The 23,085-nt window shown below is 61.3% G+C and carries 20 protein-coding genes; 8 read left to right on the forward strand and 12 right to left on the reverse strand.

The annotated features are described in order from the left end of the window. Nucleotides 1-3 precede the first annotated feature (3 nt). From pqqC to DLD99_RS26350, 4 genes are read left to right on the forward strand one after another with little or no spacing between them, the layout of a single operon-like run. On the forward strand, nucleotides 4-756 hold the full coding sequence (gene pqqC, locus DLD99_RS26335) for a pyrroloquinoline-quinone synthase PqqC (RefSeq protein WP_011336228.1): 753 nt from the start codon (nucleotides 4-6) through the stop codon (nucleotides 754-756). Beyond that, nucleotides 753-1,028 (forward strand): pyrroloquinoline quinone biosynthesis peptide chaperone PqqD, encoded by a 276-nt coding sequence (gene pqqD, locus DLD99_RS26340; protein WP_114885910.1) that lies wholly within the window; start codon nucleotides 753-755, stop codon nucleotides 1,026-1,028. The genes pqqC and pqqD overlap by 4 nt, the downstream gene beginning before the upstream one ends. Beyond that, on the forward strand, nucleotides 1,000-2,172 hold the full coding sequence (gene pqqE, locus DLD99_RS26345; RefSeq protein WP_114885912.1) for a pyrroloquinoline quinone biosynthesis protein PqqE: 1,173 nt from the start codon (nucleotides 1,000-1,002) through the stop codon (nucleotides 2,170-2,172). Before pqqD ends, pqqE begins: the two co-directional genes overlap by 29 nt. Continuing rightward, nucleotides 2,138-3,946 (forward strand): S9 family peptidase, encoded by a 1,809-nt coding sequence (locus tag DLD99_RS26350; RefSeq protein ID WP_114885914.1) that lies wholly within the window; start codon nucleotides 2,138-2,140, stop codon nucleotides 3,944-3,946. The genes pqqE and DLD99_RS26350 overlap by 35 nt, the downstream gene beginning before the upstream one ends. A 3-nt stretch (nucleotides 3,947-3,949) precedes the next feature. On the opposite strand, the gene DLD99_RS26355 is transcribed toward DLD99_RS26350, so the two are convergent. Together DLD99_RS26355 and DLD99_RS26360 are read right to left on the reverse strand one after the other, a co-directional pair. Then, the gene (locus DLD99_RS26355) at nucleotides 3,950-4,108 is read right to left on the reverse strand and encodes a YqaE/Pmp3 family membrane protein (RefSeq protein WP_065259115.1); all 159 of its coding nucleotides are present in this window, start codon (nucleotides 4,106-4,108) and stop codon (nucleotides 3,950-3,952) included. Between the two features lie 206 nt (nucleotides 4,109-4,314). After that, on the reverse strand, nucleotides 4,315-5,598 hold the full coding sequence (locus DLD99_RS26360; RefSeq protein WP_114885916.1) for an aspartate aminotransferase family protein: 1,284 nt from the start codon (nucleotides 5,596-5,598) through the stop codon (nucleotides 4,315-4,317). A 169-nt stretch (nucleotides 5,599-5,767) separates the two neighbouring features. Between DLD99_RS26360 and DLD99_RS26365 the strand changes: the two genes are divergently transcribed. Next, nucleotides 5,768-6,697: a LysR family transcriptional regulator gene (locus DLD99_RS26365; RefSeq protein ID WP_114885918.1), complete on the forward strand. Its 930-nt coding sequence runs from the start codon at nucleotides 5,768-5,770 to the stop codon at nucleotides 6,695-6,697. A 227-nt stretch (nucleotides 6,698-6,924) separates the two neighbouring features. Here DLD99_RS26365 and DLD99_RS26370 read toward each other — a convergent pair whose 3' ends face one another. From DLD99_RS26370 to bioB, 10 genes are all read right to left on the reverse strand, one after another. Further along, nucleotides 6,925-8,703, reverse strand: coding sequence for an acyl-CoA dehydrogenase C-terminal domain-containing protein (locus tag DLD99_RS26370; RefSeq protein WP_114885920.1), 1,779 nt, complete (start codon nucleotides 8,701-8,703; stop codon nucleotides 6,925-6,927). A 184-nt stretch (nucleotides 8,704-8,887) separates the two neighbouring features. Continuing rightward, on the reverse strand, nucleotides 8,888-10,684 hold the full coding sequence (locus DLD99_RS26375) for an acyl-CoA dehydrogenase C-terminal domain-containing protein (RefSeq protein ID WP_114885922.1): 1,797 nt from the start codon (nucleotides 10,682-10,684) through the stop codon (nucleotides 8,888-8,890). A gap of 90 nt (nucleotides 10,685-10,774) precedes the next feature. Next, a complete protein-coding gene (locus tag DLD99_RS26380) occupies nucleotides 10,775-12,064 on the reverse strand; it encodes a GGDEF domain-containing protein (RefSeq protein WP_114885924.1) in 1,290 nt (429 codons plus the stop codon). Nucleotides 12,065-12,361: 297 nt separating this feature from the next. Further along, nucleotides 12,362-14,167, reverse strand: coding sequence for a phenylacyl-CoA dehydrogenase (locus DLD99_RS26385; RefSeq protein ID WP_114885925.1), 1,806 nt, complete (start codon nucleotides 14,165-14,167; stop codon nucleotides 12,362-12,364). Nucleotides 14,168-14,442: 275 nt separating this feature from the next. After that, nucleotides 14,443-14,739 (reverse strand): pyrroloquinoline quinone biosynthesis protein PqqE, encoded by a 297-nt coding sequence (locus tag DLD99_RS26390; protein ID WP_085709192.1) that lies wholly within the window; start codon nucleotides 14,737-14,739, stop codon nucleotides 14,443-14,445. A gap of 106 nt (nucleotides 14,740-14,845) precedes the next feature. Continuing rightward, nucleotides 14,846-15,526, reverse strand: a complete 681-nt coding sequence (gene bioD, locus DLD99_RS26395; RefSeq protein WP_114885927.1) for a dethiobiotin synthase — start codon at nucleotides 15,524-15,526, stop codon at nucleotides 14,846-14,848. Further along, nucleotides 15,523-16,335: a malonyl-ACP O-methyltransferase BioC gene (gene bioC / locus DLD99_RS26400; protein WP_114885929.1), complete on the reverse strand. Its 813-nt coding sequence runs from the start codon at nucleotides 16,333-16,335 to the stop codon at nucleotides 15,523-15,525. The genes bioD and bioC overlap by 4 nt, the downstream gene beginning before the upstream one ends. After that, nucleotides 16,328-17,059, reverse strand: a complete 732-nt coding sequence (locus DLD99_RS26405; protein WP_114885931.1) for an alpha/beta fold hydrolase — start codon at nucleotides 17,057-17,059, stop codon at nucleotides 16,328-16,330. Before DLD99_RS26405 ends, bioC begins: the two co-directional genes overlap by 8 nt. After that, a complete protein-coding gene (gene bioF, locus DLD99_RS26410) occupies nucleotides 17,052-18,230 on the reverse strand; it encodes an 8-amino-7-oxononanoate synthase (protein ID WP_114885933.1) in 1,179 nt (392 codons plus the stop codon). Before bioF ends, DLD99_RS26405 begins: the two co-directional genes overlap by 8 nt. A 160-nt stretch (nucleotides 18,231-18,390) precedes the next feature. Beyond that, complete coding sequence (gene bioB, locus DLD99_RS26415) at nucleotides 18,391-19,446, reverse strand: biotin synthase BioB (protein WP_085731680.1); 1,056 nt, start codon at nucleotides 19,444-19,446, stop codon at nucleotides 18,391-18,393. Nucleotides 19,447-19,537: 91 nt separating this feature from the next. Between bioB and DLD99_RS26420 the strand changes: the two genes are divergently transcribed. The 3 genes from DLD99_RS26420 (at nucleotide 19,538) to DLD99_RS26430 (ending at nucleotide 23,075) form a co-directional block, all read left to right on the forward strand. Continuing rightward, the gene (locus DLD99_RS26420; RefSeq protein WP_114885936.1) at nucleotides 19,538-20,278 is read left to right on the forward strand and encodes a ComF family protein; all 741 of its coding nucleotides are present in this window, start codon (nucleotides 19,538-19,540) and stop codon (nucleotides 20,276-20,278) included. Nucleotides 20,279-20,336: 58 nt separating this feature from the next. Then, nucleotides 20,337-21,101: a TOBE domain-containing protein gene (locus DLD99_RS26425; protein ID WP_114885938.1), complete on the forward strand. Its 765-nt coding sequence runs from the start codon at nucleotides 20,337-20,339 to the stop codon at nucleotides 21,099-21,101. Nucleotides 21,102-21,173: 72 nt separating this feature from the next. Beyond that, on the forward strand, nucleotides 21,174-23,075 hold the full coding sequence (locus DLD99_RS26430; RefSeq protein ID WP_114885940.1) for a PhoX family protein: 1,902 nt from the start codon (nucleotides 21,174-21,176) through the stop codon (nucleotides 23,073-23,075). The last annotated feature ends 10 nt before the right edge of the window (nucleotides 23,076-23,085 follow it).

The following is a 23,085-nucleotide window of genomic DNA, read 5'->3' on the forward strand; positions in this document are numbered from 1 at the left end:
GCAATGACCGACACCCCGCTATCCCCCGCCGAATTCGAAGCGGCCCTGCGCGCCAAGGGCGCCTACTACCACATCCATCACCCGTATCACGTGGCGATGTATGAAGGCCGGGCTACCCGCGAGCAGATCCAGGGCTGGGTCGCCAACCGTTTCTACTATCAGGTGAACATCCCCCTGAAAGACGCGGCCATCCTCGCCAACTGTCCGGATCGCGAGATCCGCCGCGAGTGGATCCAGCGCCTGCTCGACCACGACGGCGCCCCCGGCGAAGACGGTGGCATCGAAGCCTGGCTGCGTCTCGGCCAGGCCGTCGGCCTCGATCCGGATCAATTGCGTTCCCAGGAACTGGTATTGCCCGGTGTGCGTTTCGCCGTCGATGCCTACGTCAACTTCGCCCGCCGCGCCAGTTGGCAGGAAGCCGCCAGCAGCTCGTTGACCGAACTGTTCGCGCCGCAGATCCACCAGTCACGCCTCGACAGCTGGCCGCAGCATTACCCGTGGATCGACCCGGCGGGCTACGAGTACTTCCGCACCCGTCTCGGTCAGGCCCGGCGCGATGTCGAGCATGGTCTGGCGATCACGCTCGAGCACTACAAGACCCGCGAAGGCCAGGAGCGCATGCTGGAAATTCTCCAGTTCAAACTGGACATCCTTTGGAGCATGCTCGATGCCATGAGCATGGCCTACGAACTGAACCGCCCGCCGTATCACAGCGTCACCGATCAACGGGTCTGGCATAAAGGAATCGCCTTATGAGTTTCGACCGCAGCAAGACTCCGACCTGGCGTCCCGGCTACCGCTTCCAGTACGAACCGGCGCAGAAAGGCCATGTGCTGCTGTACCCGGAAGGCATGATCAAGCTCAACGAAAGTGCCGCGTTGATCGGCGGCCTGATCGACGGTGAGCGGGATGTCGCGGCGATCATCGCCGAACTCGACAGACAGTTCCCCGGCGTACCCGAGCTCGGTGAAGACATCGAGCAATTCATGGAGGTTGCCCGTGCGCAGCACTGGATCGAACTTGCCTGAGTCATCGGTGCAAGTCCCGGCCAAACCGGAAATCGGCCTGCCGCTGTGGCTGCTCGCCGAGCTGACCTACCGCTGCCCGCTGCAATGTCCGTACTGCTCCAATCCGCTGGATTTCGCCGAGCAGGGCAAGGAGCTGAACACCGAGCAGTGGATCAAGGTGTTCCGCGAGGCGCGGGAGATGGGTGCGGCGCAACTGGGCTTTTCCGGGGGCGAACCACTGGTGCGCCAGGACCTCGCCGAACTGATCCGTGAAGCGCGCCAGTTGGGTTTCTACACCAACCTGATCACTTCCGGCATCGGCTTGACCGAACAGAAGATCAGCGACTTCAAGAAGGCCGGGCTCGATCACATCCAGATCAGTTTCCAAGCCAGCGACGAGCAAGTGAACAACCTGCTCGCCGGCTCGAAAAAGGCCTTTGCACAGAAACTGGAAATGGCCCGCGCCGTGAAGGCCCACGGCTATCCGATGGTGCTTAACTTCGTCACCCATCGGCACAACATCGACAAGATCGACCGCATCATCGAGCTGTGCATCGCGCTTGAGGCCGACTTTGTCGAACTCGCTACCTGCCAGTTCTACGGTTGGGCGCAGCTCAATCGTGTCGGCCTGTTGCCGACCAAAGAGCAACTGGTCCGCGCCGAACGCATCACCAACGAATACCGCGCCAAGCTGGAAGCCGAAGGGCATCCGTGCAAACTGATTTTCGTCACCCCGGACTACTACGAAGAGCGCCCGAAAGCCTGCATGAACGGCTGGGGCAGCCTGTTTCTGACGGTCACCCCGGACGGCACCGCCCTGCCCTGTCATGGCGCCCGACAGCTGCCGGTACAATTTCCCAATGTGCGCGACCACAGCATGCAGCACATCTGGTACGACTCGTTCGGCTTCAACCGCTTTCGCGGTTATGACTGGATGCCCGAGCCGTGTCGCTCCTGTGACGAGAAAGAACAGGACTTCGGCGGCTGCCGCTGCCAGGCCTTCATGCTCACCGGCGATGCCAGCAATGCCGACCCGGTGTGCAGCAAGTCCGAACATCACGGCGTGATCCTCAAGGCCCGCGAAGAAGCCGAGCACGCCACCCAGACCATCGAACAACTGGCCTTTCGCAATGAACGAAACTCGCGCCTCATCGCCAAAGGCTGAGCCTTTCAGCGCCATTGCCGCGGTTGCTGCCGGCGTGGATTTCGCCGAATTGCAGCTCGGCGCACAGGGTTTGTTCTGGAATGAATACCGCCCTGCGGACGCCGCGTGCCGGATCTGGTACTGGCGCGATGGCGTGGCGAAATGTCTGACACCTGCGGGATTCAGCGTGCGCAGCCGGGTGTATGAATATGGCGGTGGGGCGTTTTGTCTGACGCCGGATGGCGTGGTTTTCGTCAACGAGGCGGATCAGCAGCTGTATCGCCAGACGCTGGATGGCGAGCCTGAGGTGTTGACGTCGAGCGAGTGTCGGTATGGCGATCTGCATTTTGCCGGCGGTCAGGTGCTGGCCGTGGAAGAAAGCGGTGATTGCCATCGGCTGGTGGCCATCGATCTGGCAACTGGCACCTGCCACATGCTGGTTGAGGGCGCAGACTTTTACGCATCGCCGATCATCAGCCCGGACGGTCAGCGCCTGGCGTGGATCGAGTGGAGCCGTCCGCATCAGCCGTGGACGTCCACCCGTTTGATGATTGCCGAGCGCGCAGGTAGTGGATTTTCTGCCCCACGTTGCGTGGCCGGTGACACGCTTGAAGAGTCGATCCAGCAACCGCGCTTCGATGCCAGTGGCCGACTGGGCTGCCTGACTGATCGTGGCGGATATTGGCAGCCGTGGATCGAGTCCGCAGACGGTTTGCGAATGCTGCCCTGTGCCGAAGCCGATCACGCACCAGCGCCGTGGCAACTCGGCGGCTGCACCTGGCTGCCCATCGGCGAAGGCTATTTGGCAAGTTGGAGCGAAGGCGGTTTCGGTCGTCTGGCACTCAACGATGAAGACTTCACCGGCGACTACAGTCGCTTCCGTCATCTGGCGGTCGATGATCAATTCATTTACTGCATCGCCGCTTCACCGATCAGCCCTTCAGCAGTACTCGCCATTGATTGCGAGTCGCGTGAAGTGAAAGTGCTGGCCGGAGGCGTCGCACCGTTGCCCCCCGAGCGCATCAGCCGACCGCAGACCCTGCGTTACCCTAGCGGTTCAGGTGAAGCGCACGGCTTCTTTTACCCGGCCACGAGTGGCGATGAGAAACCGCCTCTGGTGGTGTTCATTCACGGCGGCCCGACTTCAGCGTGCTACCCGATGCTCGACCCGCGCGTCCAGTACTGGACGCAACGCGGCTTCGCTGTCGCCGACCTCAACTACCGCGGCAGCAGCGGCTACGGCCGGGAATATCGGCAGGCGTTGCATCTGAGCTGGGGCGCGGTGGATGTCGAGGATGCCTGTGCGGTCGTCGCTTACCTGAATGATCGCGGCATGATCGATGGAGAGCGTGCGTTTATCCGCGGCGGCAGCGCCGGCGGTTACACGACGCTGTGCGCACTGGCGTTCCATCAAGTGTTCCGCGCCGGCGCCAGCCTGTACGGCGTCAGCGACCCGGTAGCCTTGGGCCGCGCGACACACAAATTCGAAGGCGATTACCTGGACTGGCTGATCGGCGATCCCGAGCAAGACGCCGAACGCTATGCCGCCCGCACACCGTTGCTGCACGCCGGCAACATTCGCGTGCCGGTGATTTTCTTTCAAGGTGAACTGGATGCCGTGGTCGTACCGCAACAGACCCGCGACATGGTCGCGGCCCTGGAGCACAACGGCATCGAGGTCGAGGCGCATTACTACGCCGACGAACGCCACGGCTTCCGCCGGGCCGTCAATCAGGCCCACGCGCTGGAGCAGGAATGGCGCTTCTATCGGCGAGTGATGGGCCTGGCGGATTGAAACTCAGCGCTTGGCGATGATGTACACCGCGTGCACGATCCCCGGGATATAACCGCACAACGTCAGCAGGATATTCAGCCAGAACGCGCCGCCGAACCCGACCTGCAGAAACACACCCAGCGGCGGCAAGATAATGGCGATGATGATGCGGATGAAGTCCATGGGGCAGCTCCTGATTGGGGGCTGGCTCGACTGAGCCATACAAGCTAATCGACCTGTGCCGTTTGTCAGGGTTCAGTGCAACCCGCGATCTCGCCATTTGCATGCCATTACCCGGCTACAAAAAAACGCCCCACGCCAAAAGAATCAGGCGTGGGGCGTGCGTTATACCGCGAGACGGTTCTTGAATTCGGGTGGGAAACTTCAGCTCAGACGGCAATCCCTTTTCGGCATTGCAGTTGCGCCGTGCGTACCCGGGAGAAGGCGCGGGCCAGGCGCAGGAGCATTTCGTCGATGTTGGCCTTGCTGACGGTGAGTGCCGGGGTGAAGCGCAGGCAGTTTGCTTGTGGGGCATTGAGCAGCAAACCTTCATGGAGTGCGGCTTTGACGACGGCCTCGGCGGAGTCTTCCGACAGGGTCAGTCCCCAGAACAGCCCTTGCCCGCGCAACTCGCCATGTTCATAACGATGGGCCAGACGGGCGAGCCCTTCGCGCAGATGTTGGCCGTTGTCCCGGATCTGTTCGAGGAAGGCGCGGTCCTGCACGCTGTCGAGTACCACCAGGCCGGCGGCGGTCATCAGCGCATTGCCGTGATGAGTGCCGCCCAATTCGCCTGAGTCGAAACAGCAGGCCTTGCCTCGCGCCAGCAATGCAGCCAGCGGTACACCACCGCCAAGGCCCTTGCCGAGTACGACGATATCGGCGCGCACGCCGTAGGATTGTTCGGCGAGCAAGGTGCCACAGCGGCCGATGCCGGTCTGCACTTCGTCGAGGATCAGCAGAATCCCCAGTTCACGGCACAGGCGCTCGACACCCTTGAGGTAATGCTCGGTCGCTGGAATGACACCGGCATCGCTCTGGATCGGTTCGAGCATGATCGCCACGGTCTGCGCATCGACGGCTGCATGCAGCGCCGGCAGGTCGTTGAATGGCACCAGATCGAAGCCCGGCAGCAGCGGGGCGAAGCGATTGTGCAGGTTGCAACTGTCCGACGCCGAAATCGTCGCCAGACTACGTCCGTGACAGCCTTGTCTGGCGACAATGATCCGCGAGGCGCCGCCGCGATACAGCTGGCCCCATTTGCGCGCCAGTTTGATCGCGGCTTCACAGGCTTCGCTGCCACTGTTGAGCAGATACGCCTGATCGCTGGAAGTGCTGGCACACAAACGCTCGGCGAGGCTGAGCATGCCGCGGTTGTGCAGATTGAATCCGGGATTGATCAGGGCCTGGGCCTGGCTGGCGATGGCTTTTACCAGCGCCGAAGGGCTGTGGCCGAGGCTGTTGGCGCCGCCGGCCTGGGAAAAGTCCAGGTAGGCGCGGTCATTGCTGTCCCACAACCAGGAACCCTGCCCGCGAACGAAAACCTGCTGCGGGCGCTCGACGCTGGGCATCAGGCGCTCGGCATTCAGGCCATCAGCAGTAGCCGATTCATGGGTTTCAAAAGCCAGGTCATCGAGGCTCGGCGCCTGGCGCCGCAAGCTGAACAGATTCATTGAAAAAAACCTCGATTGAGGTTTTTTGAACTGCCTATGTAAACACTTTCGAAGCAAACGCTGGTCATTGCGCTTTCCGGCCCTGTAAGCCTTGTGAATGCGGTTAGACTAGGCGTCTTCAAGGCGCCGAGCCATTTCGATTTCCCAGCATTTTCGATAAGTATCACTTATGGATTTCAAACAACTGCGTTATTTCGTCGCGGTCTACGAAGAAGGCCATGTCGGGCGTGCCGCCGAGCGCCTGTCGATCTCTCAGCCCGCGCTGTCCCAGCAGATCCGTCATCTGGAACAGAACCTCGACGTCACCCTGTTCGAACGCAGCAGCAAACGTCTGCTGCCGACCCTGGCCGCCCACACGCTGTACAACCACGCGCTGCCATTGCTCGACGGCATGCAACGTGCGCGCGAGGCGCTGGGCAACTTCAAGGGGCAGGCGCTGCGTACGCTGGCGATCGGTGTGCTGCAAACCGTGCACACCAGCCTGGTACCACAAATGCTTGAGCGGGTGCGCAAGGCCCAGCCCCATCTGGTAGTACAGATTTATGAACTGACGGGACTGGAGATCGAGCGGCGCCTGCTCAATGGTTCGCTGGATATCGGCATCAGCTATCTGCCGCCCCGCCAGCCGGGTCTGCACGGTGTGATGCTGTACGAAGATGAACTGACACTGGTCATCCCGGCAGATCATTCGTTGCGTGAATTCAAGAAAGTCTCGATGAGCCAGGCTGCAGAATTGCCCATGTTGCTGCTGGGCGAGGAATTCCAGATCCGCCAGATCTGGCAGGCGCAACTGGCCAGCCTCGGGCGCCGTCCGCAAGTACAGGCAGAACTGAACAACATGGTGGGGATTCTCGACAGCCTGCCGCACACACGGTTGGCGACGGTGTTGCCGGGGCGCTCACAGAAGGAGCACGACGATCAGGACTTGCTGTGGAAACCGATCAGCGAACCCCGGGTACCGCTGAAGGTAGGACTGGTGTGTCGCGATGTGCAGCGTCAGCAGGCGCCATTGGCCTTGCTGCGCACGTTGCTGGAGGAAGTGATGCAGCGCGAGGACAAACCGCTCAAAGCTGCGCCAGGTCTGGATTCGCTGAGCTGAAACTTTTCTGCGGGCATAAGAAAACCCCGCCGAAGCGGGGCTTTGCAGACTGTTTCCCTGACATCCATTTCACTCCGCCACCCTGGCAGAATCCTTACGTGTCCGTGTTGTTGCTTTGCGCTTCCTGCGCTACGTCCATGGAAAGTAGATTAGCTCTGGATCCAATCTACGCCTATGGGAGAACAGCAGCACGTCATGTAAGAGATCGCTTACATGACGTTACATCATCAGAACTGCGCAGCATCCAGCAGGAACAGCGACTCGCTGCCAGCCTTCACCGACGCGTTCAGCGAGTGAATCCGTGGCAGCAGACGAGCAAAGTAGAACCGCGCCGTGCCGAGCTTGCTCGCGTAGAAATCATCCTGCGCTTCTTTGCCAAGCGATGCCTTGGCCATCAACGCCCACATGTAGGCGTAAGCGGTGTAGCCGAAGGCTTGCAGATACTCGACCGACGCCGCACCGATTTCGTTCGGGTTGGTTTTCGCCCGGTCCAGTAGCCACGAGGTCAGTTCGTCTAGGTTGTCGACGGCGTCATTCAGCGGTTTGGTGAACTCACCGAGGTCGGCACTCGCCGTCGCGGTGAAATGGCGGATCTCGTCGGCGAACAGTTTGTAGAACGCGCCGCCGCTGCCGACGATCTTGCGGCCTACCAGGTCCAGTGCCTGAATGCCGTTGGTGCCTTCGTAGATCTGGGTGATGCGCACGTCACGCACCAGTTGCTCCTGACCCCACTCGCGGATGTAGCCGTGGCCGCCAAAGATCTGCTGGCCGTGGACGGTGGTTTCCAGACCCAGATCGGTCAGGAATGCCTTGGCCACTGGCGTCAGCAAGGCAACCAGATCTTCCGCACGCTTGCGGGTCGCTGCGTCTTCACTGAACTTGGCGGTATCGAGTTGCATCGCCACGTAAGTGGAGAACGCACGGCCACCTTCGTTCGAGGCTTTCATGGTCAGCAACATGCGACGCACGTCCGGGTGGACGATGATCGGGTCGGCCACCTTGTCCTTGTTCTGCGCGCCGGTCGGCGAACGGCTTTGCAGGCGGTCGCGGGCGTACTCAAGAGCGTTCTGGTACGAGCGCTCGCCGGTGGCCAGGCCCTGGATACCGACGCCCAGACGCTCGTAGTTCATCATGGTGAACATCGCGGCCAGACCCTTGTTCGGCTCGCCGACCAAGTAACCCACGGCTTCGTCGAAGTTCATCACGCAGGTGGCCGAAGCCTGGATGCCCATCTTGTGTTCGATCGAACCGCAGTTCGCCGGGTTGCGCGCGCCCAGGCTGCCATCGGCATTGACCATGAACTTCGGCACCAGAAACAGCGAAATGCCTTTCGGCCCCGCCGGTGCGTCCGGCAGTTTGGCCAGCACCAGGTGGATGATGTTTTCGGTCAGGTCGTGCTCACCGCCGGTGATAAAGATCTTGGTGCCGCTGACCTTGTAGGAACCGTCGGCCTGAGGCTCGGCCTTGGTGCGGATGATGCCCAGGTCGGTACCGGCATGCGGCTCGGTCAGGCACATGGAACCGGCCCAGACGCCGGCGTACATGTTCGGCAGGTAAGCGGCTTTCAGCTCTTCGCTGGCGTGGGCGTTGATCGACAGGCAGGCGCCGGCCGTCAGCATCGGGTACAGACCGAAGGACAGGCTGGCGGAGTTGACCATCTCTTCGACCTGAGCCGAGACGGCTTTGGGCATGCCCATGCCGCCGTATTCCGGATCACCGCCAACACCGACCCAGCCGCCTTCGGCATAAGTCTGATAGGCCTGTGGGAAACCGGCCGGGGTGGTGACGGCACCGTCGGCCCAGTGGCAACCCTCTTCGTCGGCCGCGCGGCTCAGGGGCGCGATGCTTTTGCTGGTGACCTTGCCGGCCTCTTCGAGAATGGCTTCAACGGTTTCCGCGTCGACGGTCTCGGCCAGGGCCGGCAGTTCGGCCCAGAGTTTGGCGACTTCGAACACTTCATTGAGGACGAAGCGCATATCGCGCAGCGGCGCTTTGTAGTCAGCCATGGCAAACCTCGCAAAGATCTAAACAGGTGATTCGTGGAAGGGTGATTTCGTTAAGCTGGAGTGTAACCCAACAACTTTTGCGACACATAGGGTCAGGCCATGACTGTTTTGTTATTTTTAGTCACCTCCTTGCACCCAAAAAGAAGCCCGCAATCAGCGGGCTCTTTTGTTTAACAGTGGCGTGTTACAGCGCGAACAATTGCGCCGGCAGTTTCATCAGGCAATCACTGCCTGCCTCGATCGCCGCGCGGTGCGCAGCCGTACGCGGCAACAACCGCTTGAAGTAAAACTCGCACGTCGCCAGTTTGCCCTGGCAGAAATCGCCATCACCCTCGCCCGACTCCAGCTGCGCCTGGGCGACCAGCGCCATGCGCAGCCACAAATAGCCGAGGACGATGTAACCGCTGTACATCAGGTAATCCACCGACGCGGCGCCGACTTCATCCGGGTTCTTCATCGCCGCCATGCCGACCTGCTGGGTCAACTCACCCCACTGTTGATTGAGGCCATCGAGCTGCGCCACAAACCCGCCCAATTGCGCATGCCCGGCATTCGCCGCACAGAATTTGTGAACGATTTTGGTGAAGTTGCGCAGCAGCTTGCCCTGGCTGCCAAGGACTTTGCGCCCCAGCAGATCCAGCGCCTGAATGCCGTTGGTGCCCTCGTAGATCGGTGCAATCCGGCAGTCGCGAACCAGTTGCTCCATGCCCCACTCACGGATGAAACCGTGGCCACCAAACACCTGCATGCCGTGGTTGGTCACCTCCAGCCCGGTGTCGGTCATGAACGCCTTGCAGATCGGGGTCAGAAACGCCAACAGATCTTCGGCCTTCTGACGCGCCTCGGCGTCCGGACTCAGGTGCGCGACATCGAGCATCTGCGCAGTGAAATAGGTCAGTGCGCGATTGCCTTCGTTGAAGGCTTTCATGGTCAGCAGCATGCGTCGCACGTCCGGGTGGACGATGATCGGGTCGGCCGGTTTATCCGGAGCTTTGGCGCCGGTCAGGGCGCGCATCTGCAAGCGGTCGTTGGCGTATTTGATTGCGCCCTGAAAACTCGCCTCGCCCAGACACAGACCCTGCATCCCAGTGCCGAGCCGCGCGTGGTTCATCATGGTGAACATGCAGTTGAGGCCTTTGTTCGGCTCGCCGATCAGGAAGCCTTTGGCGTCATCGAAGTTCAGCACACAGGTGGCCGAGGCCTTGATGCCCATCTTGTGTTCGATCGAACCGCAGGAAACACCATTGCGCTCCCCCGCCTCGCCAGCGGCATCGGGCAGGAATTTCGGCACGATGAACAGCGAAATGCCTTTGGTCCCGGCCGGGGCGTCCGGCAGTTTGGCCAGCACCAGATGAATGATGTTGTCGCTCATGTCGTGCTCGCCGGCGGAGATGAAAATCTTGCTGCCGGTGATCGCATAACTGCCGTCGGCCCGGGGCACGGCGCGGGTCTTGATGATGCCCAGGTCGGTGCCGCAATGAGCTTCGGTCAGGCACATGGTGCCGGTCCACTGCCCGGCGGTGAGTTTGCGCAGATAGGTGTTTTTCTGTTCGTCGGTGCCGTGGGCGTGGATCGCCGACATCGCGCCGTGGGTCAGGCCCGGGTACATGCCCCAGGAGGTGTTGCTGGACGCGACCATTTCGCTGATCACCAGCCCCAGCGAACTCGGCAGGCCCTGGCCGCCATAGACCGGATCTGCCGCCAGACCGTGCCAGCCACTTTCCACGTATTGTGCGAAGGCTTGCTTGAAGCCTGTAGGTGTTGTCACTACGCCGTTGTCGAAATGGCAGCCCTCTTCGTCGCCGCTGCGATTGAGCGGTGCCAGAACGTTCTCACAGAATTTCGCGCCCTCGTCGAGGATCGCATTGACCATGTCCGGGCTGGCGTCGTGGGCGCCGAGGGCCGCGTACTGGGTGTGGAAGTCGAAGACGTGGTCGATCAGAAAGCGCATGTCGCGCAGGGGAGCTTTGTACTCGGGCATGGTGGCTTCTCCGTCAGCAGATCGTTTCAACCTACTGCCGGCCACCCTGCCCCACAATCACTGTCCAGACGCTGAATGCGCCGTCATCACTCAACCTGCAGCGCTGTCCATGCGCACCGCGCCACGGCGGTTCTGCCCGAACGCCATCACGCAGTTGCGGCCCGCGCCCTTGGCGGCGTAGAGCGCCTGGTCGGCGGATTTGAGCACGTCTTCCGGGGTGCGCTGCTCGACCCGTTCGGCGACACCAATACTGACCGTGACCGATACGCTGGACGCACCGGAGCCGCCCCGTCGTTGACGCCCCTGCTGATCGTCCTGCGGGCGGTTTTCCTGATTGCGCAGCTGGATGTTGTAGGACGCGATCGACTCGCGTATGACTTCCAGGTGCGGCATGCACTCTTCAAGGGTCTTGCCTGCAAACACCAGGGCGAATTCCTCGCCACCGTAGCGATACGCCCTACCGCCACCGCTGATTTTGGACAGCTTGCTGGCGACCAGTCGCAAGACCTGGTCACCCACGTCGTGACCATGGGTGTCGTTGAATTTCTTGAAGTGATCGACGTCGCTCATCGCCAGCACGTAGTTGCGACCCAGCCGCTGCATCCGTTCGTTGAGTGCGCGACGGCCCGGCAGACCGGTGAGTTCGTCACGGAAGGCCATTTGATAAGCCTCGTGCGCTACCGCAGCGGCGATCATCAACATCACCTGGCTGCACATGATGTTCAGGGTGAACGGCAGGATGAAGGTTTTCGGCAACATCCAGAACACCCCGAGCAACCCCACCAGTTGCGCCGCGTGCAGCGGACGCGGGTTGCGCCAGTACTGCCAGGCCAGCAACAGAAACGCCGAGAGGAACACCGGATAGGACATCTGGATCAGGCTCATCCATGCGCCATGCAGGGCTGGCCAGCGAATCTCCGAGAGCCACATCAGCAACGCCTGCGGATAACTTTGCTCAAGCCCCAGCGCCACACTGCCAAACGCCAGCAGCACGGCAAAGCGCGCCACCATGTCCTGAAACAGGTGCGTGCGCTCCTGCCACGCCGCAAACAGACCGAACAACAACGGCAGCAGCAGACACACCAGATGGAACACCACCGCCGCGTCTTCGCGCACCTTGCCGTTGTCACGGTAATAGTCGGTCTGGGTGTCGAGCAAAAAGTAAGCGATGTACACCGTGACCATCAGAAACAGTTCCCGCTGGCGTCGGTAAACCGCGCAATACGACCCGCCGAGCAACAGCACCAGGGTTGGCAACACGTTGAACAGCGAGGTGAAGAACACGTTGAGGTCTTTGACGTACGCAGCCGCCAGCCCCGCAAGCAACAACAGCAGTGAAGGTATGAAATGACTGAAACGTACAGCGGAAGAACGCGGCAAGGGTAAAGCTCCGACCGTCTTGGCAAAGAGATGGCATTGTGCCTGCAATGTGGCCAGTTAAGCACACACAATGTGATCCAGATCACAGGTTGTCTCTTTAACGGCCGAAACCCTCGGTTTCTGAGGCCTCAATCAAGGTTTTTTGCTGAATGACTGCCAGACGGCCAGTATGGCCATCAATCATGATGGCCATACCCCTTTGAAGATCGTTGAACGAACCGACATCGAGAATATCGAGCGCAAAAAAAACCGCCGCTCCCGAAGGAGCGGCGGTCTCTGTGGAACCCGCGCCAGGACTTAGTAGCCCAGCGAGAAGTTCTCTTCCTTCATGTCCATCAGGTTGTTGGCGCCCGACAGCATGGTTGCCACATGCGTACGGGTACGCGGCAGGATGCGCTGGAAGTAGAAGCGCGCGGTTTGCAGCTTGGCGGTGTAGAACGCCTCGTCGGAGGTGCCGGCAGCCAGTTTTTCAGCAGCCAGACGCGCCATGTCGGCCCAGAAGTAGGCCAGGCAGGCGTAACCGGAGTACATCAGGTAATCCACGGAGGCCGCGCCGACTTCTTCGCGGTCTTTCATGGCGGCCATACCGACCTTCATGGTCAGCTCGCCCCACTCTTTGTTCAGTGCAGCCAACGGGGTGACGAATTCTTTTACGGCTTCGTTGCCTTCATTGTTCTGGCAGAACTTGTGGACGATCTTGGTGAAGCCCTTCAGAGCCTCGCCTTGAGTCATCAGCACTTTACGGCCCAGCAGGTCGAGTGCCTGGATGCCGGTGGTGCCTTCGTACAGCATCGAAATGCGGCTGTCGCGAACGTTCTGCTCCATGCCCCACTCGGCGATGAAGCCGTGGCCGCCGTAGATCTGCACGCCGTGGTTGGCGGATTCGAAACCGACTTCGGTCATGAACGCTTTGGCGATCGGAGTCATGAAGGCCAGCAGAGCGTCGGCTTTCTTCTTCTCTTCTTCGTCCACGCCGTATTTGACGATGTCGACCTGTTTGGCGGTGAAGTACACCATCGCACGGTTGCCTTCGGCGAATGCCTTCATGGTCAACAGCATGCGGCGTACGTCAGGGTGCACGATGATCGGGTCAGCGGCTTTGTCCGGCGCTTTCGGGCCAGTCAGGGAGCGCATTTGCAGACGGTCGCGAGCGTATTTCAGACCGCCCTGGAAGCCGATTTCGGCGTGGGCCAGACCTTGCAGCGCAGTACCCAGACGTGCGGTGTTCATGAAGGTGAACATGCAGTTCAGGCCTTTGTTCGCCGGGCCGATCAGGAAACCGGTCGCACCGTCGAAGTTCATCACGCAAGTGGCGTTGCCGTGGATGCCCATCTTGTGTTCCAGCGAACCGCAGCTCACAGCGTTGCGAGCGCCAACGGTGCCGTCAGCATTCGGCAGGAACTTCGGAACGATGAACAGGGAAATGCCTTTGGTGCCGGCCGGTGCATCCGGCAGGCGGGCCAGTACGATGTGGACGATGTTGTCGGCCATGTCGTGTTCACCGGCCGAGATGAAGATCTTGGTGCCGGAGACTTTGTAGGAACCGTCGGCCTGAGGTTCAGCCTTGGTGCGCAACATGCCCAGGTCGGTGCCGCAGTGCGGCTCGGTCAGGCACATGGTGCCGGTCCATTCGCCGGAAACCAGTTTGGTCAGATAGGCTTCCTGCTGCTCTGGGGTGCCGTGCTCGGAGATGGTGTTCATTGCACCGTGCGACAGGCCCGGGTACATGCCCCAAGACCAGTTGGCTTCGCCAACCATTTCACTTACAGCCAGACCCAGCGACTCAGGCAGGCCCTGACCGCCGTGCTCAACGTCGTGAGCCAGGCTTGGCCAGCCGCCTTCGACGAATTGCTTGTAGGCCTCTTTGAAGCCAGTCGGGGTTTTCACGCCGGACTCGCTCCAGGTGCAACCTTCGATGTCGCCCACGCGGTTCAGCGGTGCCAGCACCTGCTCACAAAACTTGGCGCCCTCTTCGAGAATGGCGTCAACCATGTCCGGCGTTGCCTCTGCGCACGCTGGAAGGCTCTGATAGTGCGCTTCGTAGCCGAGCAGTTCGTCACGAACGAAGCGAATATCACGCAAGGGGGCCTTGTAGTCAGGCATAGCGATAAACCTCTGCTGATGTAACCGGGAATGAACGACCGCATTGATTTGTTGTGACGGTCAAACAGTTGTTTGAAACATACGTTTACGCCGAAATCTTGTCAAGCGTCGTTCTTTTGCCATTCGTCATCACATTTTCAGAACGCCGGACACAGCACCGCGACATGCGCCCGGGCGAGCCATGTGCAATGAAAAAAGATTAGTTGAGGGAGAAGGACTTACAACGAAAAACGCCGCGAACAGTCGCGGCGTCTGGCAAAGCGCAGATCAGAAAATCAGGCGAACGTATCGATGATCGTACCGAGCATTTCATCGGATGCCTTGGCGACTTTCGTGCCCAGTTCCACTTGAAACTTGCCCTGGGCCATCTCGGCCATGGCGCTGCCCGGATCCATTTGCTGGCTGCGATCGATACCGCGCAGGCGATCGATCTGGGCCTCGGAAGACTGGCTGGTGACCGAACGCTCGATGGTGTTGTTGGCGATCTGGCTGGCGGCCTGATCGACGCGGTTCTGCCCGGTCTGAATGGTGCTCAGACCTGCATAAAAAGCTGTGTTTCCGGAGATTTCCATGGGAGCTCTCATCCTTGGGAAGGATCAATGGGTGCCATTGAACCAGAGGCGTCAGAAAAACACCCGTCAAAAACACTAATGGCACAGTGCCTTGTCATAGCCAAAATCAGTCGAGCAGATCCAACTGCAAGTGTTCCGCGACCGTCTCGGCACTGAGCGCCTTGAGTTTCGGCACTCGCCCCAGGCACGGCGCCGGAATCCGCTCGGCCAGGGTCGCGAGGTTTTCCTCCAGCCGCGAAGTCTTCGGATCAATGATATTCGCCACCCAACCGGCCAGTTGCAGTCCGTCTCGGGCAATCGCCTCGGCCGTCAGCAAAGCATGGCTGATACACCCAAGGCGCACGCCCACCACCAGAATCACTGGCAGCTGCAACGCAATGGCCAGGTCCGAAAGATTGTCCTGATCCGCCAACGGCACCCGCCAGCCACCCGCGCCTTCGATCAACGTGAAATCGGCGTTCATGGCCAGAATCTCGCGCATCGGCCCCAGCAGCGATTGCACGGTCAGCGCCACACCGGCCTCTCGTGCCGCCAGATGCGGCGCGATCGCCGGCTCGAACGCTACCGGATTGACCTGTTGATAAGTCAGCGGCAAAGAGCACTCGGCCTGCAACGCCAGCGCATCGGAATTGCGCAGGCCTTTGGGCGTCACGACACAACCGGACGCCACCGGTTTACCCGCCGCCGTACTCAACCCAGCCGATCTGGCGGCATGCAGCAATCCGGCGGCGACAGTCGTCTTGCCGACGTCAGTGTCGGTTCCGGTGATGAAATAGGCTGCGCTCATAAGGGTTTCTCCAACACGGCGTAGACCACCTGATAAGTCGCCGGCAAGCCTTGTTGCTGACGGAACTGCTCGTAGGCTTCGACCAGCCCCAGAATCCGTGCCCGACCGGTCAATCCACCCGGCCGACCGGGGTTCAGGTTATGCGCGCCCAGCGCCTTGAGTTCGTGTGTCAGGCTGCGCACATCCGGGTAATGCAGCACATGCGGCTGATTCTCCAGACTGACCGTGCGCAGCCCACTGGCCGCGCACAATTGCTCGTACCGGGCGAATTCGCGGAAACGGTTGACGTGCACCAGGCCATCAACCTGACGCCAACTGTCGCGCAATTCGTACAGCGTCCCTACACAAAGACTAGCAAACGCGAAAATCCCCCCCGGTTTCAGCACCCGGAAAGCTTCACCGAGCACCGATTCGAAGTCCGCACACCACTGCACCGCGAGGCTGGAGAAAATCAGATCGCAGGTCGAATCCTGCAACGGCAAGCGTTCGGCATCGCCGGCAATAAAGTGTGTGGCCCCGCCCAACGGCCGGGCGTGATTGAGCATGCCTTCGGCGATATCCAGCGCCAGCCCTTCGTTACCCGCAAAGCGTTCGGCCAGCGCCCGGGTGAAATAACCGGTGCCACAGCCCAGATCCAGCCAGCGCAGCGGCAGAAAATCCACCGGCAGACGATTGAGCAACTGCGTACCGACATCACGCTGCAACTCGGCGACGCTGTCGTAGCTGGCCGCTGCACGGGAAAAGGAAGCCGCTACCTGGCGCTTGTCAGGCAAGCCGCCAGGCAGCGCCGTGAGAGACAAATCAGTCATCACCACACTCACTTAAAAACGCCTGGATCGCACCGGCCACACCGTGGGGGTCTTCCAGAAGAAACCCATGGCTGGCCTGCTCGATCAGCCCGACCTCGACATCCGCCAGCAACGCGAACAACTCGCCCGCAGCTTCCGCCGGCACCAGCCCGTCCAGCCCGGCAAACAGATGCAATTGCGGACCTCGAAACACCTGCAAGGCATAGCGCGTATCGATCTGCGCCAACAACTCCAGACCAGCCATCAAGGCGATCGGTGAAGTATTCGGCGCACCGCCGAGCAACAGCCGCGACACGCCGCGCGGGTCTTGCGCACCTTGAGCACACAGCAGAGAAAAACGTTTGAGGGTCTGGCGCGGGTCGGCACTGCAACCGGCCAGAAATGCATCGAAGGTTTCCGCCGGCATCGCGCTCGGCCATTGTTCATGAGCAACGAAAGAAGGATTGCTCGCCAGCGTCAGCAAGCCGCAGCAATGTTCACCACGCCGCGCCGCCAGTTCAGAAGCCAGCATGCCGCCCAGCGACCAGCCACCGAGCCAGACATCCTGGGGAATGCGTTCATCGAGTTCGTCGAGCCAGTCTTCGGGATCGCTGGACGCCAGCTCCGGCAACGGTTCGATTTCCACCGTCAGGTGTTCGTCGAGTCCGCGCAGCGCCGCCGCCAACGGTTCCAGTGGGGACACCCCGAGGCCCCAGCCGGGGAGCAGAATCAGTCGATCACGCATGGCTTGGCTCCGACTTGAGTTGGGCAAAGCAATCGGCCAGTCCTTCTAACAATAGTTGCACCTGCGCCTCGCTGTGGGCGGCAGTCAGGGTGACCCGCAGCCGCGCACTGCCGGCAGGCACGGTCGGCGGACGGATCGCGGTGACCATCAGCCCCCGCTCGCGCAGCATCTGCGACAAACGCACGGCGCGGCCGGCATCACCAATCATGATCGGCTGGATAGGCGTAAAGCTGTCCATCAGTTCCAGTCCGATCTGCTCGGCGCCGTGGCGGAACTGGCGGATCAACGTCTGCAGATGCTCGCGGCGCCAGTGTTCGCTGCGCAGCAACTCCAGACTTTTCAGCGTCGCGCAGGCCAGCGCCGGTGGCTGGCTGGTGGTGTAGATGTAGGGGCGGGCAAACTGGATCAGGCTTTCGATCAACTCTTCACTGCCGGCGACAAACGCGCCCGCCGTGCCGAACGCTTTGCCGAGCGTGCCAACCAGCACCGGCACGTCTTCCTGGCTCAGACCGAAATGCTCGACGATTCCGCCACCGTTTGCACCCAGCGGGCCGAAACCGTGGGCGTCATCGACCATCAACCAAGCGCCTTTGGCCTTGGCCTCTCGGGCCAGCGCCGGCAGGTCGGCGAGATCGCCGTCCATGCTGAACACGCCGTCGGTAACCACCAGCGTATTGCCGGTGGCTTTCTCCAGACGCTTGGCGAGGCTATCGGCGTCGTTGTGCAGATAGCGATTGAAGCGCGCACCGGACAACAATCCGGCGTCCAGCAACGACGCATGATTGAGCCGGTCTTCCAGCACCGTGTCGCCCTGCCCGACCAGCGCCGTGACCGCGCCGAGGTTGGCCATGTAGCCGGTGGTGAACAACAGCGCACGTGGCCGTCCGGTAAGGTCGGCCAGGGCTTCCTCCAACTCATGATGCGGGCCGCTGTGGCCGATCACCAGATGCGAAGCTCCGCCGCCAACGCCCCACTTCGAAGCACCGGCACGCCAGGCTTCGATCACTTGCGGATGATTGGCCAGGCCCAGGTAATCGTTGTTGCAGAACGCCAGCAACGACTGACCGTCGACCACCACCTGCGGCCCCTGAGGGCTTTCAAGCAGCGGTCGCTGGCGATAGAGATTTTCGGCACGACGGGCAGCAAGGCGTGCGGCGAGATCGAAAGACATGCAAGCCTCGACATTCAAGTGACACAGATCCCTTGTGGGAGCGAGCCTGCTCGCGAAGAGGCCTTCACATCCGACATCAATGTCGACTGAAGCACCGCTTTCGCGAGCAAGCTCGCTCCCACAGGGGTTTGCATTCCTTCAGAGGAATCCGCGCAGGTTTTTACACCGCCGCGTTGTAGAACTGCTCGCTGCTCTTCTGCTCCACCAGCGCCTGCTCGATGGCGGCCTGATGCACTTCGTCGGCGTGCTCTTCACGGGCTTCCGGCTGAATGCCCAGACGCGCAAACAGCTGCATGTCCTTGTCGGCCTGAGGGTTGGCGGTGGTCAGCAGTTTGTCACCGTAGAAAATCGAGTTGGCGCCGGCGAAGAACGCCAGGGCCTGCATCTGCTCGTTCATCGCCTCGCGGCCGGCGGACAGGCGCACGTGGGACTGCGGCATGAGGATACGCGCCACGGCGAGCATGCGGATGAAGTCGAACGGATCAACGTCGTCAGCGTTTTCCAGCGGCGTGCCGGCCACTTTCACCAGCATGTTGATCGGCACCGATTCCGGGTGCTCCGGCAGATTGGCCAACTGGATCAGCAGGTTGGCGCGGTCATCGAGAGACTCGCCCATGCCGAGGATGCCGCCGGAGCAGATTTTCATACCGGCATCGCGTACGTAGGCCAGAGTCTGCAGACGCTCGCTGTAGGTGCGGGTGGTGATGATGCTGCCGTAGAACTCCGGCGAGGTGTCGAGGTTGTGGTTGTAGTAGTCGAGGCCGGCCTTGGCCAGTGCTTCGGTCTGATCCTGATCGAGACGACCGAGGGTCATGCAGGTTTCCAGCCCCATGGCTTTCACGCCTTCGACCATCTTCAAGACGTAGGGCATGTCCTTGGCCGACGGATGCTTCCACGCCGCACCCATGCAGAAACGGGTCGAGCCGATGGCCTTGGCGCGGGCAGCCTCTTCGAGGACTTTCTGCACTTCCATCAGCTTTTCTTTTTCCAGGCCGGTGTTGTAGTGACCGGACTGCGGACAATATTTGCAATCTTCCGGGCAGGCGCCGGTCTTGATCGACAGCAGGGTGGAAACCTGGACGCGGTTGGCGTCGAAATGCGCGCGGTGCACCGTCTGCGCCTGGAACAGCAAGTCGTTGAATGGCTGAACGAAGAGTGCTTTGACTTCGGCCAAAGACCAGTCGTGACGCAGGGTGGCAGTGGTGCTGGCGCTCATGGGCGATTCCTTGGTTATGCTTGGCTTGCGCCTGGGGAAACGGAATACCCACAGGCACGACACGGATGTTCGGCATATTTAAGGAAGAGACATGCACTGTCAACCACATCAAGATAGCCCGGTTTACATCTGGTTAAATAACAACCAGCACTGTTTGATTTGCGATGAGCCGGCGGAAACCGAAACACCCCTCTGCGTAGCCTGCGAAACCGACCTGCCCTGGCTTGGCGATCAATGCATGACCTGCGCATTGTCCCTGCCCGCAGCGGGCCTGACATGCGGCGGTTGCCTGAAAGATCCGCCCGCCTTCGAGCAGGTGGTAGCACCCTGGTCCTACGGCTTCCCGGTGGACAGCTTGATCACCCGTTTCAAGCACAACGCAAAATGGCCGTTTGGCCGCCTGTTGGGCGAGGTTCTCGGGCAATTTCTGCAACATCGCTTCGACGAGGGCCTGCCACGCCCCGACGCCTTGTTGCCAGTGCCATTGGCGAACAAGCGCCTGCGGCAGCGCGGATTCAATCAGGCAGCCATGCTGGCGCGGTGGCTCGGCAAGCAACTGGATCTGCCCTGCGAAGAACATGTCCTGCGCCGTATCCGGGACACCAGCGCCCAGCAGGCACTCGACGCCAAGGCGCGTAAACGCAATCTGCGCAACACCTTCGATCTTTTGCCAGACGCTCATGTACAAGGTCGACATCTGGCCTTGGTGGATGATGTGTTGACCACCGGTGCCACCGCCCAGGCGTTGGCCCGGCTGCTGGTGGACGCTGGCGCCGCGCGGGTCGACGTCTACTGCCTGGCCCGAACACCGAAACCTGGCGACGCGGCTTGACTCGCACGCGCCAAGCGGCCAACTTCCTCCTCCATCAACCCAGCACAAAGCACCCGACATGTCCCTGCCTTCCCTGTTGTCCCAGCACATCGTCCGCCGCCCGCAGCGTATCGCCCTGCTGCAACACATCGCCGAACAGGGCTCGATCACCCGCGCCGCGAAAAGCGCGGGCCTGAGTTACAAGGCGGCGTGGGATGCCATCGATGAGCTGAACAATCTGGCCCAGAAACCGTTGGTCGAACGGGCTGTCGGCGGCAAGGGCGGCGGTGGCGCGAAACTGTCCAGCGAGGGCGAACGGGTGCTGCGTCTTTATCAGAAGCTGCAGGCCTTGCAGGCGCAGGTGCTGGAAGCCGCCGAAGACGCCAGCGATCTGGACCTGCTCGGTCGCTTGATGCTCCGGACCAGCGCCCGCAACCAATTGCACGGCAAGGTCGTCAGCATCGAGCATCAGGGCCGCAATGACCTGATCCGTCTCGAACTGGCCGAAGGCCTGTGCATCGATGCGCAGATCACCCACGACAGCACCGTGCATCTGGAGCTGCAACCGGGCACCGAAGTGGTGGCATTGATCAAGGCTGGTTGGCTTGAATTGTTGGGCAACGGACAGGCCGCAACATCTGGTCACAATCTTCTCGAGGGCACTCTCGAAGCGATTCTCGACGCCGAGGACGGCCCCAGCGAAGTGCGCATCGCCCTGCCCAATGGCCAGACACTCTGCGCCCTGGCTGAGCCGCTGCACCTGCGCACCCACAAACTGACCGTCGACCAGCCGGTACAAGTGCAGTTCTCGCCGTCCAATGTGCTGATCGGCACACCGCTCTAGCCCGGATCCCTGCAACAAAAGCTTCATCGCCTCTCATTAAGGTGGCTGCCAAAACCAAGCAGGGAGCCTGATGTGAGCCTATTAGAAGAAAACCAATCCACTGACCTGGAAAAAATGGTCGGCATGAGCCGTCGCGGTTTCATCGGTGCCGGCGCACTGTGCGGCGCGGCGATGTTCCTCGGTGGCAGCCTGTTGAGCCGCAGCGCCCTGGCCACCGGTATCAGCGCCGGCAACAGCCGCCTGCTGGGCTTCGACAGCATTCCGGCCGCCACCACCGACGTCATCAGCCTGCCCAAGGGCTACAAGTCGTCGGTGCTGATCAGCTGGGGCCAGCCCCTGCACAAGAACGGCCCGGCCTTCGACCCGAGCGGCAACGGCACAGCGGCTGCACAGGAAGTGCAGTTCGGTGACAACAACGACGGCATGAGCCTGTTCGCCTTCCCGGACGACAAGAATCGCGCGCTGATGGCGATCAACAACGAATACACCAACTACCGCTACCTCTATCCCCACGGCGGCCTGCCGCAGTCGGCGGAAGACGTGCGCAAGGCCCTGGCCTGCGAAGGTGTGTCGGTGATCGAAGTGGCACGCAAGAACGGTCAGTGGCAGTTCGTCCAGGGCTCGCGCTACAACCGGCGCATCCACGGCAATTCGCCGTTGCGCATCAGCGGCCCGGCGGCCGGCCACGAGCTGATGAAAACCAGCGCCGACAAGCACGGCAAGAAAGTCCTCGGCACCTTTCAGAACTGCGCCAACGGCAAGACGCCGTGGGGCACTTACCTGACCTGCGAAGAGAACTTCACCGACTGCTTCGGCAGCAGCAACGCCCAACAGCAATTCGACCCGGCGCAGAAACGCTATGGCGTGACAGCCGCCAGCCGCGAGATCAACTGGCATCCGTTCGATCCGCGCTTCGACATGGCGAAGAACCCGAACGAGCTGAACCGTCATGGCTGGGTGGTGGAAATCGACCCGTTCGATCCGCAATCGACGCCGGTCAAACGCACCGCCCTCGGTCGCTTCAAACATGAAAACGCCGCCCTGGCCGAGACCGACGACGGTCGCGCCGTGGTGTACATGGGCGACGACGAACGCGGCGAGTTCATCTACAAATTCGTCAGCCGCGACCGCATCAATCACCGCAACGCCAAAGCCAACCGCGACATCCTCGACCACGGCACCCTGTACGTGGCTAAGTTCGACGCGGGCGACGGCAACCCCGACCACCCGAAAGGCCAGGGCCAGTGGATCGAACTGACCCACGGCAAGAACGGCATCGACGCCAGCAGCGGTTTTGCCGATCAGGCTGAAGTGCTGATCCACGCACGTCTGGCGGCCAGCGTCGTCGGCGCCACGCGCATGGACCGCCCGGAATGGATCGTGGTCAGCCCGAAGGACGGCCAGGTTTATTGCACCCTGACCAACAACGCCAAGCGCGGCGAAGACGGGCAACCGGTGGGCGGGCCAAACCCGCGCGAGAAGAACGTCTACGGGCAGATTCTGCGTTGGCGCACTGACCGCGACGATCACGGTTCGAAGACTTTCGGCTGGGATCTGTTCGTGGTGGCCGGCAACCCGAGCGTACACGCCGGGACGCCGAAGGGCGGCTCGTCCAACATCACCCCGCAGAACATGTTCAACAGCCCGGACGGCCTCGGTTTCGACAAGGCTGGCCGACTGTGGATTCTCACCGACGGTGATTCGAGCAACGCCGGGGACTTTGCCGGGATGGGCAACAACCAGATGCTCTGCGCCGACCCCAAGACCGGCGAAATTCGCCGGTTCATGGTCGGGCCGATCGGTTGCGAAGTCACCGGGATCAGTTTCTCGCCGGACCAGAAAACCCTGTTTGTCGGGATCCAGCATCCGGGCGAGAACGGCGGTTCGACCTTCCCCGAGCATTTGCCGAACGGCAAGCCGCGCTCTTCGGTGATGGCGATTACCCGTGAGGATGGCGGGATCGTCGGCGCCTGATGCCGCAACG

It is taken from the genome of Pseudomonas kribbensis, assembly GCF_003352185.1.
Classification (GTDB): domain Bacteria; phylum Pseudomonadota; class Gammaproteobacteria; order Pseudomonadales; family Pseudomonadaceae; genus Aquipseudomonas; species Aquipseudomonas kribbensis.

Excerpts from the sequence above, each read along its gene's own strand:
- pqqC (WP_011336228.1), top strand. The coding sequence starts at position 4 with ATGACCGACACCCCGCTATCCCCCGCCGAATTCGAAGCGGCCCTGCGC.
- bioF (WP_114885933.1), bottom strand. The coding sequence starts at position 18,230 with ATGTCTTTCGATCTCGCCGCACGCCTTGCTGCCCGTCGTGCCGAAAAT.
- bioD (WP_114885927.1), bottom strand. The coding sequence starts at position 15,526 with ATGAGCGCAGCCTATTTCATCACCGGAACCGACACTGACGTCGGCAAG.
- DLD99_RS26375 (WP_114885922.1), bottom strand. The coding sequence starts at position 10,684 with ATGCCCGAGTACAAAGCTCCCCTGCGCGACATGCGCTTTCTGATCGAC.
- DLD99_RS26385 (WP_114885925.1), bottom strand. The coding sequence starts at position 14,167 with ATGCCTGACTACAAGGCCCCCTTGCGTGATATTCGCTTCGTTCGTGAC.
- DLD99_RS26365 (WP_114885918.1), top strand. The coding sequence starts at position 5,768 with ATGGATTTCAAACAACTGCGTTATTTCGTCGCGGTCTACGAAGAAGGC.
- DLD99_RS26355 (WP_065259115.1), bottom strand. The coding sequence starts at position 4,108 with ATGGACTTCATCCGCATCATCATCGCCATTATCTTGCCGCCGCTGGGT.
- DLD99_RS26405 (WP_114885931.1), bottom strand. The coding sequence starts at position 17,059 with ATGCGTGATCGACTGATTCTGCTCCCCGGCTGGGGCCTCGGGGTGTCC.
- DLD99_RS26390 (WP_085709192.1), bottom strand. The coding sequence starts at position 14,739 with ATGGAAATCTCCGGAAACACAGCTTTTTATGCAGGTCTGAGCACCATT.
- DLD99_RS26350 (WP_114885914.1), top strand. The coding sequence starts at position 2,138 with ATGAACGAAACTCGCGCCTCATCGCCAAAGGCTGAGCCTTTCAGCGCC.
- pqqD (WP_114885910.1), top strand. The coding sequence starts at position 753 with ATGAGTTTCGACCGCAGCAAGACTCCGACCTGGCGTCCCGGCTACCGC.
- bioB (WP_085731680.1), bottom strand. The coding sequence starts at position 19,446 with ATGAGCGCCAGCACCACTGCCACCCTGCGTCACGACTGGTCTTTGGCC.
- DLD99_RS26420 (WP_114885936.1), top strand. The coding sequence starts at position 19,538 with ATGCACTGTCAACCACATCAAGATAGCCCGGTTTACATCTGGTTAAAT.
- DLD99_RS26360 (WP_114885916.1), bottom strand. The coding sequence starts at position 5,598 with ATGAATCTGTTCAGCTTGCGGCGCCAGGCGCCGAGCCTCGATGACCTG.
- DLD99_RS26425 (WP_114885938.1), top strand. The coding sequence starts at position 20,337 with ATGTCCCTGCCTTCCCTGTTGTCCCAGCACATCGTCCGCCGCCCGCAG.
- bioC (WP_114885929.1), bottom strand. The coding sequence starts at position 16,335 with ATGACTGATTTGTCTCTCACGGCGCTGCCTGGCGGCTTGCCTGACAAG.
- DLD99_RS26370 (WP_114885920.1), bottom strand. The coding sequence starts at position 8,703 with ATGGCTGACTACAAAGCGCCGCTGCGCGATATGCGCTTCGTCCTCAAT.